The sequence below is a fragment of the Pseudooceanicola onchidii genome (genome assembly GCF_004959925.1).
Lineage (GTDB): Bacteria > Pseudomonadota > Alphaproteobacteria > Rhodobacterales > Rhodobacteraceae > Pseudooceanicola > Pseudooceanicola onchidii.
Genome location: NZ_SPUW01000003.1, coordinates 270,763 through 287,656 on the forward strand (window position 1 = coordinate 270,763; position 16,894 = coordinate 287,656).

The 16,894-nt window shown below is 67.2% G+C and carries 16 protein-coding genes; 14 read left to right on the plus strand and 2 right to left on the minus strand.

Annotated features, from left to right (window positions below):
- The first annotated feature begins 45 nt into the window (after positions 1–45).
- Both hmuQ and E4S58_RS14245 read left to right on the plus strand, forming a co-directional pair.
- Positions 46–378, plus strand: coding sequence for a heme-degrading protein HmuQ (hmuQ, locus tag E4S58_RS14240; RefSeq protein ID WP_136637120.1), 333 nt, complete (start codon positions 46–48; stop codon positions 376–378).
- Between the two features lie 35 nt (positions 379–413).
- Positions 414–1,433, plus strand: coding sequence for a siderophore-interacting protein (locus E4S58_RS14245; protein WP_136637121.1), 1,020 nt, complete (start codon positions 414–416; stop codon positions 1,431–1,433).
- Between the two features lie 9 nt (positions 1,434–1,442).
- On the opposite strand, the gene E4S58_RS14250 is transcribed toward E4S58_RS14245, so the two are convergent.
- Positions 1,443–2,891, minus strand: a complete 1,449-nt coding sequence (locus E4S58_RS14250) for a sensor histidine kinase (RefSeq protein ID WP_136637122.1) — start codon at positions 2,889–2,891, stop codon at positions 1,443–1,445.
- Positions 2,891–3,628 carry a response regulator transcription factor gene (locus E4S58_RS14255; RefSeq protein ID WP_136637123.1) on the minus strand — a complete coding sequence of 246 codons (738 nt, stop codon included), beginning with the start codon at positions 3,626–3,628 and terminating at the stop codon, positions 2,891–2,893. Before E4S58_RS14255 ends, E4S58_RS14250 begins: the two co-directional genes overlap by 1 nt.
- A 256-nt stretch (positions 3,629–3,884) precedes the next feature.
- Here E4S58_RS14255 and E4S58_RS14260 point away from each other — a divergent pair, with 256 nt between their 5' ends.
- The 12 genes from E4S58_RS14260 to E4S58_RS14315 all read left to right on the plus strand — a co-directional run bounded on the left by E4S58_RS14260 (position 3,885) and on the right by E4S58_RS14315 (position 16,838).
- Positions 3,885–5,129, plus strand: coding sequence for an ABC transporter substrate-binding protein (locus tag E4S58_RS14260; RefSeq protein WP_136637124.1), 1,245 nt, complete (start codon positions 3,885–3,887; stop codon positions 5,127–5,129).
- Between the two features lie 56 nt (positions 5,130–5,185).
- Positions 5,186–6,088 carry a carbohydrate ABC transporter permease gene (locus E4S58_RS14265; RefSeq protein WP_136637125.1) on the plus strand — a complete coding sequence of 301 codons (903 nt, stop codon included), beginning with the start codon at positions 5,186–5,188 and terminating at the stop codon, positions 6,086–6,088.
- Positions 6,081–6,974: a carbohydrate ABC transporter permease gene (locus E4S58_RS14270; protein WP_136637126.1), complete on the plus strand. Its 894-nt coding sequence runs from the start codon at positions 6,081–6,083 to the stop codon at positions 6,972–6,974. Before E4S58_RS14265 ends, E4S58_RS14270 begins: the two co-directional genes overlap by 8 nt.
- A gap of 4 nt (positions 6,975–6,978) precedes the next feature.
- The gene (locus E4S58_RS14275; RefSeq protein WP_136637127.1) at positions 6,979–8,076 is read left to right on the plus strand and encodes an ABC transporter ATP-binding protein; all 1,098 of its coding nucleotides are present in this window, start codon (positions 6,979–6,981) and stop codon (positions 8,074–8,076) included.
- Between the two features lie 4 nt (positions 8,077–8,080).
- Complete coding sequence (locus tag E4S58_RS14280; protein ID WP_136637128.1) at positions 8,081–8,992, plus strand: glucokinase; 912 nt, start codon at positions 8,081–8,083, stop codon at positions 8,990–8,992.
- A 65-nt stretch (positions 8,993–9,057) separates the two neighbouring features.
- A complete protein-coding gene (locus E4S58_RS14285) occupies positions 9,058–11,100 on the plus strand; it encodes an NADH:flavin oxidoreductase (protein ID WP_136637129.1) in 2,043 nt (680 codons plus the stop codon).
- Positions 11,101–11,167: 67 nt separating this feature from the next.
- A complete protein-coding gene (locus tag E4S58_RS14290) occupies positions 11,168–11,989 on the plus strand; it encodes a hypothetical protein (protein ID WP_205965394.1) in 822 nt (273 codons plus the stop codon).
- A 116-nt stretch (positions 11,990–12,105) separates the two neighbouring features.
- Positions 12,106–12,777: a GntR family transcriptional regulator gene (locus tag E4S58_RS14295; protein ID WP_136637130.1), complete on the plus strand. Its 672-nt coding sequence runs from the start codon at positions 12,106–12,108 to the stop codon at positions 12,775–12,777.
- A 30-nt stretch (positions 12,778–12,807) separates the two neighbouring features.
- Complete coding sequence (locus tag E4S58_RS14300) at positions 12,808–13,824, plus strand: ABC transporter substrate-binding protein (RefSeq protein ID WP_136637131.1); 1,017 nt, start codon at positions 12,808–12,810, stop codon at positions 13,822–13,824.
- Between the two features lie 164 nt (positions 13,825–13,988).
- On the plus strand, positions 13,989–14,756 hold the full coding sequence (locus tag E4S58_RS14305; RefSeq protein WP_136637132.1) for an ABC transporter ATP-binding protein: 768 nt from the start codon (positions 13,989–13,991) through the stop codon (positions 14,754–14,756).
- A complete protein-coding gene (locus E4S58_RS14310) occupies positions 14,749–15,576 on the plus strand; it encodes an ABC transporter permease (protein WP_136637133.1) in 828 nt (275 codons plus the stop codon). The genes E4S58_RS14305 and E4S58_RS14310 overlap by 8 nt, the downstream gene beginning before the upstream one ends.
- Positions 15,573–16,838 (plus strand): FAD-dependent oxidoreductase, encoded by a 1,266-nt coding sequence (locus tag E4S58_RS14315; RefSeq protein WP_136637134.1) that lies wholly within the window; start codon positions 15,573–15,575, stop codon positions 16,836–16,838. Before E4S58_RS14310 ends, E4S58_RS14315 begins: the two co-directional genes overlap by 4 nt.
- The last annotated feature ends 56 nt before the right edge of the window (positions 16,839–16,894 follow it).

The window sequence follows — 16,894 nt, forward strand, 5'->3', positions numbered from 1 at the left end:
CGGACGCGGGCCCGAACCCACACCCCGAGCAGAAGGAAATCTCCCATGTATCTTGCGATGAACCGCTTTTCTGTCCCGCTGGAAAATGCGGCCGAGTTCGAAGACCTCTGGCTGTCGCGCGAAAGCCGTCTGAACGACGTGCCCGGGTTCGTCGAATTTCACATGCTCAAGGGGGCCGAGGTCGACGGCGTGATCCTCTATGCTTCGCACACGGTGTGGGAAGATGAGGCGCGGTTCCTTGACTGGACGCGCAGCGACCAGTTCCGGGGTGCCCATGCGAAGGCCGGGCAGACCCGCAAGCTGCATCAGGGGGCGCCGACCTTCGAAGGGTTCAAGGCCATCCAGCATATTGCCCGGGCCGACGCCACGACCGCCTGACCCCTGTTTCCGGCCCTTTGTCGAAAGCCCCGTCCATGACCCAGCATTCCGCCTCTGCCGCGCTTGCGGTGCCCTTTGCCACCGCCAGCGTGCCGTTTCGCACCGCCGCCGAGGCGCGCGGCACCCCGATCGAAGAGGGTGAGGGGCGACTGAAGGTGACCTTTCAATTCGGCACGATCACCCTGACCGGCGACGGCGCGGTAACCGCCCTGCGGATCCATGCGCGCGATCAGGTCGGGTTGCAGCTGCTGCGCGACGGGCTGGCGGAGCGGGTGCGCGATATCGGCGCCGGGCTGGACTGGGACGCGGACCTGACCGGGCGCAGGCCCGCGAACCAGAGCCTTGCCACGGTGACCGAGGTAACGCGGCTGTCGCCGTCGTACATGCGGCTGGTGCTGGAGGGCCCGGATCTGGCGCGTCTGGCCGAGGGGGGCTATCACTTCCGGTTGCTGTTCGGCCCCGACGGCGCGGGCTGGCCCGTGACGGATGCGGGCGGCGTGACCCAGTGGCCGGGCGGGGCCGAGGCCTGGCATCGTCCCGTCTATACAGCGCGGGAATTGCATATCGGGGACGGTGGCGCGGCGCGGATCGTCTTTGACGTCTTCATCCACGAGGGCGGGCGGACAACCGACTGGGCCCGCCGCGTCAGCCCGGGGACCGAGATCGCGATCACCGGCCCGGGCGGCGGCAAGGGCCCGGGCGAGGCCGGATGGTATCTGCTGGTTGGGGATGAAACGGCGGTGCCAGTGATGGCACGGGTCTTGGCCCGGCTGCCCGCGACAGCGCAGGGGCGGGCGGTTCTGTTCGTGCCCCAAGCGGCGGACCGGCAGGATCTGCAGCACCCGCCGGGGATCGTGGTGGACTGGATCCTGCGAGGCGGCGATCTCACCCCTCTGTCGGTCGTGCAGGAACAAACGCTGCCCGCCGCGGACCGGTTCGTCTATGTCGCGACCGAGCGAAGCGAGGCAATCGCCGCCCGCCAGTACCTGTCGGGGATCGGGCTGACCAAGGCCGAGATGCTGTGTGCCAGTTACTGGACGGCACCGGCCGCGTGACCATCGGGGTCACTGCCGCAGGATCGTGATCTTGGCGCGCAGCCCGCGCGGCCCGGGCTCGAACGTCAAGGTGCCGCCGTGCAGGCCGGCGACAGTCGAGGCGATGGTCAGCCCCAGCCCATAGCCGCCGACCTGCTGCGTGTTGCCGCCGCGCCGGTAGGGGGCGGTCAGGTCGCGGATTTCGGGGGCGGTCAGGTCCGTGCCCTCGTCCTCGACGGTAATGACGGCGCGGTCGGCATCCTTCTGCAGGCCAACGGTGGCGCGGCGGCCGTATTTCAGGGCGTTGTCGATCAGGTTCGACACCGCGCGGCCAAGCGTGACCGGGCGGGCCATGACGATCAGCTTGTCGTCATCGGGCAGGCTGCCGGTGCCGCGCCGCGACATGAACAGCGACGGCGCGCCCTGCACGGTGACGGGATCGGGGCCGGTGAAATCGACCGGCTGCCCGACGTCCTGATAATCGGCCACGATGGCTTCGATCAGCGAGGTCAGCGACAGGCGGCGCGGCGCTTCGGCGTCCAGCTCGGCCCGGGTGTAGGTCAGCACGCTGTCGATGATGCCGGTCATGCTGTCGATGTCGGCTTCGAACTTGCGGCGCAGCTCGGCGTCGGGGATCAGGGCGGCGCGCAGTTTCAGCCGGGTGGCGGGGGTGCCCAGGTCATGGCTGACCCCGGATAGAACGGTGGCACGATCGGCCAGCCGGTCGCGTTCGGTGGCGAGGTAGCTGTTGACCGCGGCGACGATCTCCTGCAGCTCGGTCAGCCCGTCGGTCTCGTAGGCCTCGGGGCCGCCGATCCGGCCCCGCTGGCGCAGGGCGGTGGCAAACCCCTGGAACCGCGCCGCGCTGTTGAGAACAAGCGTCGTCAAAACCCCGAGCGCGACAAGGGCCATGCCCGCCGCGATCAGCCGGTAATCCCGCGGCGCGGCGGAACAGCCCCAGACCGCACGGCCGTCGATGCGGACCCAGGGCGCGTTGCCCAGCCGGGCGACCAGCACCGGATCGCTGCAATAGGTGGCCAGCAGGCGGGTCAGCGTGCCCATGGCCTCGGCCGGGGTCTGGTCGGACCGCGATGTGACGGCGGCCAATGGATAGCGCAGGTCGGGCGACAGGATGGCCAGGGTCAGGGGGCGGGCGCGGCGGGGCCCGTCCAGCCCGGCGCGGATGGACATGTTGGTGACGATGACGGGGCGGGGCAGGCCTTCGATCGTCTCAAACCGTCCCTGGTCCGCGCGCGCCTGATCCGGTGCGGGCAGGGCGGTGACGGTGACGCCGACGGGCGGTTCACCCCCCGATTGCAGGCTGTCATACAGCACCGCCCCGGCGAAGCGCGCGGTATCAAGATGCGCCGTCCAAAGCCCGTTCGACCGAAACCAGATCGACGCCGACACAAGGCCCATCCCGAAAGCCGCCATGACCAGCAGCACGCCGCCGACCCGCAGACTGCGCAGCGCGCGCATCAGTCGTCCTTTGCCGTGACGTCGACCGCGAAGACATAGCCGACGCCCCGTTCGGTGCGCAGCATGTCGGGGTGTTTCGGGTCGCGTTCGATCTTGGCCCGCAGCCGCCCGACCAGAACGTCGATGGCCCGGCCCTGGGCGTCCGACGCCGGGTCGGCGTCGCCGGTGACATCCAGGGCGGCGGCGATCTCCTGCCGGGTCAGGGGGATGCGGGGGTTGGCCAGCAGCGCCTGCAGCAGCGTCGTTTCGCGGCGCGACAGGGTCACGAGGTAGCCATCGGGCGACAGCACCTCGTCCCGCTTTGAATCGTAGGTCCAGCCCGCGAACCGGAAGACCGCCATCCGCCGCCGATGGCTGAGCGAGGAGGACCGCCGCGCGCGGGCCAGCACGGCGCGGATGCGCGCCAGCAGCAGGTCGAGGTTGAAGGGCTTGGCGATATAGTCGTCCGCCCCCACGGCATAGCCCGCCATTCGGTCGCCGTCGGTCGACAGGGCCGAGATCATGATGATCGGCACAGATTGTTCCGCGCGCAGCCGGGCGCAGATGTCGACACCGCTTTCGTCGCCCAGCATCACGTCCAGCAGGATCAGGTCGATCCGACCCGAGGACAGGTGCTTGCGAATGCCCGCGTCGCCGGTGGCGGGCAGGGCGATGCAACCGTGCTGCTGCAGGAACTGCGTCAGCATCTGGCGCAGTTCGGCATCGTCATCGACCACAAGGATCCGCGGTATGGTCACGGCCCGGCTCTCCCTCCTCGGGCGTTGCGGCCCGGTTCCCCTGTCAAAGTCCTAAGGACCGAAAGGCAAGGGAATCAACGCCCATGTAACATGCCGTAACAGTTCGCCGCTTTTTCTCGTTCCAAAAATAGAAAAGCCGGGTTGCGCCGGTTGCATGGCTGCGGGGGCGCAAGGCAAGACTGGGGCACGTCGTCCGGGCGCGGTCTGAGGAGAAACGACCCGATCCCGGATCCGATCTTGTTGGGAGGAAACCAAGATGACGAAATCCGTATTTGCCGCCGTGTCGGCGGTCGCCCTGTGCGCGGCCAGCGTGGCCGTCGCCGAACCCAAGGCCGAAGTGCTGCACTGGTGGACCTCGGGCGGGGAAGCGAAATCCGTGGCCGTGCTGCAGCAGGAATTTTCCGATGCCGGCGGCACCTGGACCGACATGCCCGTCGCGGGCGGGGGCGGGGACGCCGCGATGAGCGCGCTGCGCGCCCGGGTTCTGGCCGGAAACGCGCCGACCGCCGTTCAGCTCAAGGGTCCGGCGATCCAGGAGTGGTACGAGGAAGGCGTGCTGGCCGATATCTCGAAGGTGGCGGAAGCCGAGGGCTGGGCCGATGTGCTGCCCGCCTCGATCGCCGCGCACATGAAGTGCGAGGGCACCTGGTGCGCCGCACCGGTGAACGTGCACCGCGTGGACTGGATCTGGGCCAATGCCGACGTCCTGGAGGCCAACGGCATCGAGATGCCGCAGACCTGGGAGGAGTTCAACGCCGCGGCCGAGAAGCTGCAGGCGGCGGGCATCATCCCGCTGGCTCATGGCGGGCAGGCCTGGCAGGACGCCACGGTGTTCGAAGCCGTCGCGCTTGGCATCCTCGGCCCCGACGGGTTCCGCAAGGCCTTTGTCGACCTGGACGAGGCCACGCTGACCTCGCCCGAGATGATCGCGGTCTTCGATCAGATGCGGAAGATGCGCGGCTTTGTCGATCCGAACTTCCCGGGCCGCGACTGGAACCTGGCCACGGCGATGGTGATGAACGGCGAAGCGGCGTTCCAGATCATGGGCGACTGGGCCAAGGGCGAATTCCTGGCGGCCGGCAAGGTGCCGGGCGACGATTTCCTGTGTGCCTCGGTGCCGGGGGACGGGTTCCTTTATAACGTCGACAGCTTTGCCATGTTCGACGTCGACGGGGACGACAGCGTCGCCGGTCAGGAACTGCTGGCCAAGCTGGTCGTCGGCCAGAGCTTCCAGAAGGTCTTCAACCTGAACAAGGGGTCGATCCCCGCGCGGACCGACGTGGCGCTGGACGACTTCGACAGCTGCGCGCACCTGTCGTCCAAGGAGATGGCCGAAAGCTCGGACAACGGGTCGCTTCTGCCCAGCTATGCCCACGGCATGGCACTGCGCGGGGCGCAGTCGGGCGCGATCACGGACGTTGTGACGTCGCATTTCAACTCTGACATGTCCTCGCAAGAGGCGGTCGAGCAGCTGGCGGCGGCCATCGCCAACAGCCTCTGATCCTGCAAGATCTGCCTGCGCCCATCCCGGCGCAGGCAGCCATGACGGAGCATCCCATGTCCAACCGGTCCCAGACCCTCAGGCCGCTTGGCAGCTGGCTTGAACACCACCTGCCGAAAGTCGTGCTCGCGCCGTCCTTCATCGCGGTCCTGGTCTTCGTCTACGGCTTTATCGGCTGGACCGCCTGGGTGTCGCTGACCCGGTCCAAGCTGCTGCCCAAGTACGAGATACACGGCACGATCCAGTACGAACGGCTGTTCGCGGCGCCGCGTTGGGACGTGGCGATGAACAACCTGTTCATCTTCGGCGGGCTCTTCATCGTGATCTCGATGATCCTGGGGCTGATCCTGGCGATCCTGCTGGATCAGAACATCCGCACCGAAGGGGCCATCCGCACGATCTATCTATACCCCATGGCGCTGTCGATGATCGTCACCGGCACGGCGTGGAAGTGGATCCTGAACCCCGGTCTGGGGATCGAGGCGACGGTGCGCGGCTGGGGGTTCGAAACCTTCAGTTTCAACTGGCTCGTCGATCCCGACATGGCGATCTATACCATCGTCATCGCCGCGATCTGGCAAAGTTCCGGCTTCGTGATGGCGCTGTTCCTGGCGGGCCTGCGGTCGGTCGATACCGAGATCATCCGCGCCGCGCAGGTCGACGGCATCCCGACCTGGCGGGTCTATACCGCGATCATCATCCCCTCGATGGCGCCGATCTTCCTGTCGGCCTTCATCGTGCTGTCGCACCTGGCGGTGAAAAGCTTCGACCTGGTGATCGCGCTGACGGGCGGCGGGCCCGGCTTCGCCTCGGACCTGCCCGCCACCTACATGTACGCCATGGCGTTTTCGCGCGGCGACATCGGGCAGGCGGCCAGTTCGGCCATGGTCATGATGGGCGTCGTCTTCACCATCGTGGTGCCGTACCTCTATTCCGAGCTGAGGGCGAAAAATGACTGACATGTCCTTGCCCCAAACCCGAGGCCGGTCGCGCGCGGGACGCATCGCGCTGCGCTGGCTGCTTTACGTGATCCTAGGGCTCTTTGCGCTTTATTACCTCATGCCGCTTTTCGTGATGGTCACCACATCGCTGAAAAGCCTTGAGGAAATCCGGACCGGCGATCTGATGTCGCTGCCCCGCGACGTGACCTTCGACGCCTGGGCAACCGCATGGTCCGGCGCCTGCACGGGCATCCAGTGCGAAGGGGTGCGGCCGTTCTTCTGGAATTCGGTGCTGATCGCCGTCCCGGCCGTGCTGCTGTCGACGCTGATCGGCGCGCTGAACGGCTATGTCGTGGCGCAGTGGCGGTTCCGGGGGGCGAACCTGATCTTCGCGGCCATGCTGTTCGGCTGTTTCATTCCCTTTCAGGTCGTGTTGCTGCCGATGGCGCGCCTGCTGGGCCTGATGGGGATCGCCGGAACCATCCCGGGGCTGATCTTCGTGCACGTGATCTACGGGCTGGGGTTCACGACGCTCTTTTTCCGCAACTACTACGTCACCATCCCGTCCGAGCTGACAAAAGCCGCCAAGGTCGATGGCGCAGGGTTCTTCCGGATCTTCTGGTCGATCTTCCTGCCGCTGTCGCTGCCCATCATCGTGGTCACGATCATCTGGCAGTTCACCCAGATCTGGAACGACTTCCTGTTCGGCGTGTCCTTCAGCCAGGCCGGCACGCAGCCGATCACCGTGGCGCTCAACAACATCGTCAACTCGACCACCGGGGTGAAGGAATACAACGTCGACATGGCCACCGCGATCATCGCGGCGCTGCCGACGCTCCTCGTCTACGTGGTGGCGGGCAAGTACTTCATCCGCGGCCTGACCGCCGGTTCCGTGAAAGGATAATCCCATGGCTCCCATCCTGGATATCAAAGGCCTTTACAAGAACTACGGCCAGGTCGAGATCCTGAAGGACATCAACGTCGCGATCGATCCGGGCGACTTCCTGGTGCTGGTCGGCCCGTCGGGCTGCGGCAAGTCCACCCTTCTGAACTGCATCGCGGGGCTTGAGCCGATCACCGGCGGCAGCCTGCACATCGACGGGCGCGACATGACCAACGTCAGCCCCAAGGACCGCGACATCGCGATGGTCTTCCAGTCCTACGCGCTTTACCCGACGATGACGGTGGCGCGGAACATCACCTTCGGCATGAAGGTGCGGGGCGTGGATGCGGCGACCCAGGACCGCAAGCTGCGCGAGGTGGCGCAGCAGCTTCAGATCGAACAGCTTCTGTCGCGCCGTCCGGGGCAGCTGTCGGGCGGACAGCGGCAGCGGGTCGCCATGGGCCGGGCGCTGGTGCGCGATCCCAAGCTTTTCCTGTTCGACGAGCCGCTGTCGAACCTCGACGCCAAGCTGCGGGTCGAGATGCGCACCGAGATCAAGGAACTGCACCAGAGGCTGAACGCCTCGATGGTCTACGTGACCCACGACCAGATCGAGGCGATGACCCTGGCCACCAAGATCGTCGTCATGAAGGGCGGCGTGATCCAGCAGATCGGCACCCCGTCCGAGATCTACAATACCCCCGCGAACCTCTTCGTCGCGGACTTCATGGGCAATCCGGCGATGAACCTGATCCCCGCCAAGGCCAGCCAGACCGGCGGAGAAACCCGGATCGAGATCGCCCGCAAGGATGGCGCGCCGATCGTGCTGACCGACGCCCGCACCCGTGATCTGCCCGCCGATGTCATCATCGGTGTCCGGCCCGAAGATATCGCCGAGCCCGGTTTCCGGGCCAGCCAGACGGCCCAGCACGCGGAATGCACGGTGGATATCGTCGAACCGGCGGGGGCGGATACCTTCGTCGTCATGCAGATGGGCGGCAAGCAGGTCACGGCCCGGCTGCACGCAGAAACCACGGCGCGGCCCGGGCAGGTCCAGCAGTTGGCCTTCGATCTGGGCAAGGTGTCCTACTTTGCGCCCGATACCGGCCAGCGCCTGAACTGACGCGATGCAGGTCATCGCGGACATCGGCGGCACCAATGCCCGCCTTGCTCTGGTCGGCCCGGACGGCATGGTACCCGACAGTGTGCGTAGCTATCGCAACGCGGGATTCGCGCGGTTCGACGACCTCCTGACGGCCTACCTGGCCGAGGTCGGGCAGGTTGGCCTGACCCGTCTGGTCGTGGCCGTGGCGGGGCCGGTGAAAGGCGACAGTGCGCGGCTGACCAACCTGGACTGGACGCTGTCGGTCCCGGACCTGGCGGCGGCCTTCGGGGCCGAGGTGCGGATCATCAACGACCTGACTGCGCTTGGCTATGCCTCTCCGGCCCTGCGCCCGGACCAGTTGCGTCCGCTGGTTGCGGGCGCGGCGGTTGCGCGCGGCCAGGCCCTGGTCGTCGGCATCGGTACCGGCTTCAACGTAAGCCCGGTGATCCCGTTGAACCCCGGCGTGATTTGTCCGGGCGTGGAGGCCGGTCACGCCAGCCTGCCGTCGGCCTGTGCCCGCGCCCTCGATCACGCGATGCCGGGCCTGTCGGACAGCTTTCCGACTGTGGAAGACCTGTTTTCGGGGCGTGGCCTGCAGGCCCTTGTCTCGGCGCATTCGGGGGGTGAGGCCGCTGCCCTGGTGTCCTCCCATGGCCAGGGCAATGCGGAGGGCGATGCCGTTGTCGACCTCTTTGCCCGGTTGATCGGCCTGTTGCTGCGGGATCTGTCGATGCTCTACCTGCCGACCGGGGGCCTCTACCTCGCCGGGGGCGTCGCGCGTTCGGTTCTGTCGACCGCCGCTGCCCGTGAGTGTGCGGCGATCCTGACCGCCCCCTCGCGTTTCCTGGCCGGGCCCATTCCGGCCTGGTTGATCGTCGAGGATGCCGCCGCGCTGACCGGCTGCGCCGCCGTGGCGCGGCAGGCGGCCGGGTAGACGCCCCCGCGCTTGACAATCCCGCGTGTGCCGGGCCCGATCACGGACATATCGCCCGAGGTGTCATGTCCCAAGATCCGCTTCTTCAGCCCTATCACCTGAAACACCTGACCCTTCGCAACCGGATCATGACGACCAGCCATGAACCGGCCTACCCGGAGGACGGGATGCCCAAGGGCCGCTACCGCGCCTATCACGTCGAACGGGCCAAGGGGGGCGTGGCGCTGTCGATGACCGCCGGGTCGGCGGTGGTGTCACGCGACAGCCCGCCGGTCTTCAACAACATCCTCGCCTACGATGACGCGGTGGTGCCCTGGATCCGCGCGCTGACGGACGAGCTTCACGATCACGGCTGCGCGGTGATGATCCAGCTGACGCATCTGGGCCGCCGGACGGTGTGGAACAAGGGCGACTGGCTGCCCTCCGTCGCGCCGGGGATGCACCGTGAACCCGCGCACAAGGCCTTTCCCAAAGTGCTTGAGGACTGGGACATCGCCCGGATCATCCGCGACTATGCAGATGCGGCCGAACGGATGCAGGCGGGTGGCATGGACGGGATCGAGCTTGAGGCCTACGGCCACCTGATGGATGCCTTCTGGACGCCGCTGAACAACCGGCTTTCCGGGCCGTATGGCATGGACACGCTGGAGAACCGGGCGCGGTTTTCGCTCGACGTGCTGGAGGCGATCCGAAAACGCGTCGGGCCCGACTTCATCGTCGGCCTGCGGTTCGTGGGGGACGAGGCGCAGGAGGGTGGGCTGTCGCGCGACGACGGCATGGCGATCGCGCGGATGCTGCGCGACAGCGGCCATGTCGATTTCCTGAACGTGATCCGGGGCCGCATCCACACCGACGCCGCGCTGACAGACGTGATCCCGGTACAGGGCATGGCCTCGGCCCCGCATCTCGACTTCGCCGGAGATGTCCGGCGCGAGATCGGCCTGCCCACCTTCCACGCCGCCCGCATTCCGGACGTGGCGACGGCGCGCTATGCCGTCTCCTCCGGTCAGCTCGACATGGTCGGCATGACGCGCGCGCATATGGCCGAGCCGCATATCGTGCAGAAGATCATGGCGGGGCAGGAGGGTGACATCCGTCCCTGCGTCGGCGCGACCTACTGCCTCGACCGGATCTACGGCGGGGGAGAGGCGCTGTGCATCCACAACCCCGCGACGGGCCGCGAACAGTCGATGCCGCATGTGATCTCTCCGGCGGCGGAGCGGAAACGGGTGGTCATCGTTGGCGCTGGACCCGGCGGGCTGGAGGCCGCGCGGGTCGCGGCGATGCGCGGGCACGAGGTGACCGTTTTCGAGGCGGCAGGCGATCCAGGCGGCCAGGTCCGGCTGGCCACGCGCACGCCCCGGCGGCGCGAGATGCAGGGGATCATCGACTGGCGCATGGCACAGTGCGCCGCCCGCGATGTCCGCTTCCACTTCAACACCTGGGCCGAGGCCGGTGACGTCACCGCGCTTGACCCGGACATGGTGATCGTGGCGACCGGCGGCCTGCCCAACCTGGAACTTCTGGAACAACAGGGCGAGGCCACGCATGTCACCTCGGCCTGGGACGTGATCGCGGGCGATGCCAAGCTGACAGGATCGGTCCTGATCTACGACGAAAGCGGCGATCACCCGGCGCTGCAGGCGGCCGAGGCGGCGCTGGCCACCGGGGCGGAGGTCGAGGTGATGACCCCCGACCGCACCTTCGCGCCCGACATCATGTCCATGACCCTGACGCCCTACATGCGCGCGCTGCAGGGCCGGATCGGCATGACCGTGATGCGTCGCCTGCTTGGCGTCGCGCGCGCGGGCAACCGCCTGGTGGCGCGGATCGGCTCGGACGTCTCGGACCTGGTCGAGGAAAAGACTTATGACCATGTCGTGGTGAACTACGGCACCGTCCCGCTGGACGATCTGTATTTCGAGTTGCGCGAGGCGTCGGTCAACCGCGGCGAGGTGGATCACGCCGATCTGATTGCCGGGCACCCGCAGCGGATCCGCACCAACCCCGAAGGCCGATACCAGCTGTTCCGGATCGGCGACGCGGTCTCGGCCCGGAACATCCATGCGGCGATCTACGATGCGCTGCGGCTGATGAAGGACCTTTAGGGCGGAAACCGCTTGGCGCGGCGGCGCGGCGGGGTAGGGTGGGACCACCCAGCCGGACCGGAGGCCCATGGACTTCATCTTCATGCTGACTCGCAACGACCGCACCGTGACGGATGCGGCCGATCATCTTGCCGTCGCCCAGGCGCTGGGCGTCCGGCACATCGGCTTCAAGGACATCGGGCTGCCTTTCGACCGGTTGCGTGCGCTGAACGGGCTGATCCGGGCAGGCGGCGCGACCTCCTATCTCGAGGTCGTCAGCGAAGACCGGGAGAGCGAGATCGCCTCGGCCCGCGCGGCGGTGGACATCGGTGTCGACGTGCTGCTGGGCGGCACCCATGCCGAAGATGTGCTGCCGGTGATCGCCGGATCGGGTCTGCGCTACTATCCCTTTCCGGGCCGTGTGACGGGCCACCCGTCGGTGCTGAACGGCCCGGTCGAGGATATCGTGGCCGATGCCGCCCGGCTGGCAGGGATGGCGGGGGTGCATGGCCTCGATCTTCTGGCCTGGCGGTACGACGGTGACGTGCCGCCGATGATCGCCCGCGTCTGCGCGGCGGCACGCAAGCCGGTCATCGTGGCAGGCTCGATCGAAAGCGGCGACCGGATCGCGGCGGCGGGCAGTGCCGGGGCGGCGGGGTTCACCATCGGCACCGCAGCGCTGGACGGCGTGTTCAAGGGCGCGGAGCCGGGCCTTGCGGCACAGCTGCGCGCGATCATGGCCTCGGTCGAGGCTGTCCGCGCCACCCGTCCGCCGTTCGACCGCGACAGAGCGGGCGCAGGGGGCTGTCTGCCCCCTCTTGGCCGCTGGCCAATTCACCCCCGAGGATATGGACACCAGAGGAAGCAGGGGGACGGTCCTCTCTTCCCCTGGTTCAATATCCTGGGGTGAAACGCCGCAGGCGGCGAGGGGCAAAGCCCCTTTTGCCGCGATGCGGCGGGGCGGAGGTTTGACAATCCTCTCCAACGCTTCCAGAAATATCCAACATTTCGGTTGGGGAGGCCGGGTTGATCTTCAAACGTGCAGAACGCGAGGATGATACGGTCGTGGCGATGCTCGCCTCGGCGCTGCGTCGCGACATTTCCTTCGGCACGCTGTTGCCGGACCAGAAGCTGAAGATCGAGGCGCTGCGGCAGCGCTATGGCGGCTCCAACCATTCGATGCGCGAAACCCTGCGGATGCTGAGCGCCGAGGGCCTGGTCGAGGCGACGGCGCAGCGCGGGTTCCGGGTGACCTCGGCCACCGAAGACGACCTGCGCGACATCTGTCTCGTGCGGGCCGAGGTCGAGAAGATCGGACTGGCGCGGGCCATGGCCGAGGGCGATACCGGTTGGGAAGGGCGCGTGATTGCGGCGCAGCATGCCCTGCGCAAGGCCGAGGCGCGCGTTGCGGGGGCGCCCGACGATCTGACCGCGCTGGAATGGGACGAGGCCTGCCGTGACTTCTCAGCCGCGCTGATCTCGGGCTGCGGATCGCCGCGCCTGATCGATCTGCAACGAAAGTTCTTCGACCAGAGCCGCCGGTTCCGGCTGGCGCAACTGCGCGAGGGGCATCTGGATTTCACGGCCCGGCGGGACCGGCAGACGGCGCTTCTTGAAGCCGTGCTGACCCGCGACACCGATCGGGCGATCGACCTGCTGGCACAGGATATCGCCGGAGATTTCAAGACCGGGGCGTGACGCCCCTTCACTGATCCGAGGGAGGAGATCATGATCAAACTGAACCGCCGTCAGGCGCTTGTCATGGGCGGCGCCGCTGCCGCCACTGCGCTGGCCGCTCCGGCCATTGCGCAGGGTACCAAGATCAAGGTGGGCGCGCTGCGCTTCACCTCGCATTCCGGCAGCTTCGTTGCGAAGGATCGCGGCTATTTCGCGGATGCGGGCCTCGATGTGGAGCTGGAGTTCTTCCAGGCTGCGCAGCCGATGGCCGTGGCGATCGCAAGCGGTGATATCGACTATGCCGTTACCGCGATCTCGGGCGGGCTGATCAGCCTGGCGCAGAAGGGCGCGATCAAGGTCATCGGCGGCGCGCTGATCGAGGAAGAGGGGATCGACGGCCAGCAGATCCTGGCCTCTGACGCGGCCTACAAGGCCGGGATCACCGATCCGTCCAAGCTGGATGGCAAGGCTTACGGTGTAACCCAGACCGGGTCGTCGTTCCATTACGTCGGGGACAAGATCGCCCAGGCCGAGGGTATTTCCCTTGCCTTCAAACCCTTGCAGAAGGTCGGCGCGGTTGTCGGCGCGATCAAGTCGGGCCAGATCGACGCCTGGAACATCGTGCCGCACATCGCCAAGCCGCTGGCCGGGTCGGGCGCGGTGCACATCATCGGCGCGGTGCAGGATTACCTGCCGGATTACCAGACGACGACCGTCTTCACCTCGGCCGACAATGCCGCGAACCAGCGCGACAAGACCGAGGCCTTCCTGGCCGGGTTCTCGAAGGGCGTAACCGACTACAACTCAACCATGATCGACAACGCGGGCGGCGAAGCCGGTGTGGACGAGATGGTCAAGCTGATCCACCAGTATGTCTACAACGACCGTCCCTTCGAAAAGGCCAAACCGTCGATCGTGAACGGCACCATGCGGATCAATGAAGGGGCCAAGCTGAACCTGGCCTCGGTCGAGGATCAGCTGGCGTGGTTCAAGGCCGGTGGCTATGTCGACAGCGGCGTGACGATCGAGGACCTGGTGGATACCTCCTACGTCGAGATGATGTCGTAAGCCGATCCTGCGATCACGGTCGGGTCGGCGATCTGCCCGGCGTTCGCGCCGGGCAGCGCCGACCCGCCCCCGTTCCGTCTTTGGCGAACCTTTGGTTCGACGGCGGCGTTATCACGCCCCCTCGGAACGGTCGCGGCCCTCAATTCCAATACGAGCGAGACCCCATGGACATCAGACTGGACGGCATATCCCACAGCTATGACGGCGTCGCGGTGATGAACGACATCACGCTGGACATCCCGGCGGGCCGGATCGTCTGCATCGTCGGGCCTTCAGGCTGCGGCAAGTCCACGCTTCTGCGGTTCATCGGCGGGCTGGAACGGCCCGGGCAGGGGAGGATCAGCCAGATCGGTGAGCCGCCCGAGGGGTGCCTCAATCCGCTGACCTATATCTTCCAGGACTTCGCCCTGCTGCCCTGGCGGACGGTCGAGGGGAACATCTCTCTCGTTCTCGAAGACCACGGGATCAAGGGCGCGCGGGCGCGCGAGATCATCGGGGACGTGCTGGCGAGGACCAAGCTCACGGATTTCGCCAAGGCCCTGCCCAAGCAGCTGTCGGGGGGCATGAAACAGCGGGTCGCCATCGCGCGGGCACTGGCGGTGAATCCGGCGGTGATGCTGATGGACGAACCGCTTTCGGCGCTCGACAGCCAGACGCGGGAGCTGTTGATGGACGACCTGATCTCGCTCTGGTCGCGCCAGCCGTTCACCGCCGTCTATGTCACCCACAACCTGAACGAAGCGGTCCGCCTGGGCCACCAGATCGTCGTGCTGTCGCGCCGCCCGGGCCGCATCCAGGAGGTCGTGACGATCGACAAGCCGTTGGATCAGCGGCAGTTCGGCGATCCCGATCTGGACGAGAAACAGAAATACCTCTGGCAGCTGATGCGCGACGAGGCGCGGGCTGCGGATGCGGAGCTGATCAATGTCTGACGCCACACTCTCTGGCGCAACGGCGCCCGCCACCGCCGCCAAGCCCGTCGCGTTCCGTGGCGGCGGCTTTGCCCCGCGCCCGCACAGATGGGTCGGGTTCGTCGTCTTCGTCGTGCTGATCCTGATCGCGGAATGGGGCACGCGGGCGGGGTGGATTTCGGCCCTGACGCTGCCGAAACCGTCGGACGTGCTGGCCACTTTCGGAGAGCTTTACCAATCCGGCATGCTGTTCAAGCACCTCGGGCCGTCGCTGGCGCGGCTCTTCGTGGGGGCGCTGTTCGGCGTGACCGTGGGCGTCAGCGTCGGTGTGCTGATCGGGCTTTTCTCCTACGTCCGGGCGGGGGCCGTGCCGCTGGTGGCGGCGCTGTTCCCGATCCCCAAGATCGCACTGCTGCCGCTCTTCGTCATCTGGTTCGGCATCGGCGAGGGCTCGAAATACGCGCTGATCGCCTTTGGCACCTTCACGCCCACGGTGGTCGCGACCTATGGCGCGGTCGACAACGTGGACCGGACGCTGATCCGCATGGGCCAGTCCTTCGGCCTGTCGTGGTGGTCAATCGTGCGCAAGATCGTGTTGCCGGGGGCCATGCCGGGGATCCTGTCGGGGCTGCGGATTTCGCTGGCCATCGCGATCATCCTGCTGGTGGCGGCGGAAATGCTGGGCGCGGAATACGGCATCGGGGCCTATATCCTGCAGGCCGGGTCGCTGTATGACCTTGAACGGCTGTTCGCGGGCGTGGTGATCCTGTCGGTGCTGGGCGTCGTCGTCTCGGCGTTGATCGGATTGATCGAACGACGTGTGCTGGGGTGGCGGACATGACCCATGATGTGATCGTGGCCGGGGGCGGAACCGCCGGCGTTGCTGCGGCTGTGGGGGCTGCGCGCGAAGGGGCAAAGGTGCTGCTGCTGGAACGGCACGGCTGTCTGGGCGGCGCTGCGGCCGTGCGCAACGTTCTGACGCTGTGCGGGCTGTATACCCTGGGCGATGAGGCGCGGATGGTGGTCGGCGGCTTCGGGGCCGAGGTCGTGCAGGCCTTGGTCGCGCGCAACGCGATCACCCCGCCGCAACGGTTTCGCGGTGTGTTCTCGGTGTTCGAGCCCGAGGCGCTGAAACTGGTGCTGGACCGGATGGTGGTCGAGGCCGGGGTGGACGTGCGCTTCGGCGCGACGCTGACCGGGGCCACGCGCGATGGCGACCGGATCAGCCAAGTCGCTTGGAGCGATCACGGCGGCACACATGCGGCGCAGGCCGATGCCTTCGTCGATTGCACCGGCGACGGCGATCTGGCGCATCTGGGTGGCGCGTCGACCCGGTATGGCAATCCCGATGGCGTGAACCTTGGCACGCTTGGCACGCGGTTCGGTGGCATTCCTTCGGATGTCACCGTGACGGCGGATCAGCTGGTCGAGGTCGTGACGGCCTATAACGCGCGGGCCAAGGCCGAGGGGCGGGTGTCCGAGCTGACCAAGGAAAAATGCGTGATCGTGCGGCTGCCGGGGTCGGGCGACATGGTGCTCTACCTCGCGTCGGTCGACTATGACCCGCGCGATGCGGCCAGCCTGAGCCGGGCCGAAATCGGCGCGCGTCGGCAGGCCTGGGGGTATCTGGACGCGATCCGGGGCATCCCGGGGTGCGAGCGTGCCTATCTGGTCTCGACGGGGCCCGAGATCGGAACGCGCGAAAGCCGCCACCTGAATTGCCGCCATCAGCTGAGCTGGGCCGAGATCGAGGCCCGGCAGAGGTATGACGATACGATTGCCCTGGGGGCCTGGGGCGCGGAATGGCATGACCGCGACAGCTTCGCGTCCTCGTTCGACTATCCGCCGGACAAGGGCGCCTACGAGATCCCGCTGTCCTGCCTGCATTCGGTCGACACGCTGAACCTCTTCTGTGCCGGACGTCTGGCCGATGGCGACCGCAAGGGCGGCGCGGCGATCCGGGTGATGGGCACGGCCATGGCGACAGGGCAGGCGGCGGGGATCGCCGCGGCACTGGTCGCGCGCGGGGCCCTCGATCCGGGTGCGGTGCGCGATCGCCTGCGCGCCGAGGGTGCGATCCTGGACAGGGCGCAGATCGCCTAAGCCATTTACATTCCGGCGAGATCTGTCACGAATTCGCCAGTCACGCGCTTCAGGGG

Excerpts from the sequence above, each read along its gene's own strand:
- hmuQ (WP_136637120.1), top strand. The coding sequence starts at position 46 with ATGTATCTTGCGATGAACCGCTTTTCTGTCCCGCTGGAAAATGCGGCC.
- E4S58_RS14315 (WP_136637134.1), top strand. The coding sequence starts at position 15,573 with ATGACCCATGATGTGATCGTGGCCGGGGGCGGAACCGCCGGCGTTGCT.
- E4S58_RS14285 (WP_136637129.1), top strand. The coding sequence starts at position 9,058 with ATGTCCCAAGATCCGCTTCTTCAGCCCTATCACCTGAAACACCTGACC.
- E4S58_RS14305 (WP_136637132.1), top strand. The coding sequence starts at position 13,989 with ATGGACATCAGACTGGACGGCATATCCCACAGCTATGACGGCGTCGCG.
- E4S58_RS14260 (WP_136637124.1), top strand. The coding sequence starts at position 3,885 with ATGACGAAATCCGTATTTGCCGCCGTGTCGGCGGTCGCCCTGTGCGCG.
- E4S58_RS14270 (WP_136637126.1), top strand. The coding sequence starts at position 6,081 with ATGACTGACATGTCCTTGCCCCAAACCCGAGGCCGGTCGCGCGCGGGA.
- E4S58_RS14250 (WP_136637122.1), bottom strand. The coding sequence starts at position 2,891 with ATGCGCGCGCTGCGCAGTCTGCGGGTCGGCGGCGTGCTGCTGGTCATG.
- E4S58_RS14290 (WP_205965394.1), top strand. The coding sequence starts at position 11,168 with ATGGACTTCATCTTCATGCTGACTCGCAACGACCGCACCGTGACGGAT.
- E4S58_RS14265 (WP_136637125.1), top strand. The coding sequence starts at position 5,186 with ATGTCCAACCGGTCCCAGACCCTCAGGCCGCTTGGCAGCTGGCTTGAA.
- E4S58_RS14300 (WP_136637131.1), top strand. The coding sequence starts at position 12,808 with ATGATCAAACTGAACCGCCGTCAGGCGCTTGTCATGGGCGGCGCCGCT.
- E4S58_RS14275 (WP_136637127.1), top strand. The coding sequence starts at position 6,979 with ATGGCTCCCATCCTGGATATCAAAGGCCTTTACAAGAACTACGGCCAG.
- E4S58_RS14280 (WP_136637128.1), top strand. The coding sequence starts at position 8,081 with ATGCAGGTCATCGCGGACATCGGCGGCACCAATGCCCGCCTTGCTCTG.
- E4S58_RS14245 (WP_136637121.1), top strand. The coding sequence starts at position 414 with ATGACCCAGCATTCCGCCTCTGCCGCGCTTGCGGTGCCCTTTGCCACC.
- E4S58_RS14310 (WP_136637133.1), top strand. The coding sequence starts at position 14,749 with ATGTCTGACGCCACACTCTCTGGCGCAACGGCGCCCGCCACCGCCGCC.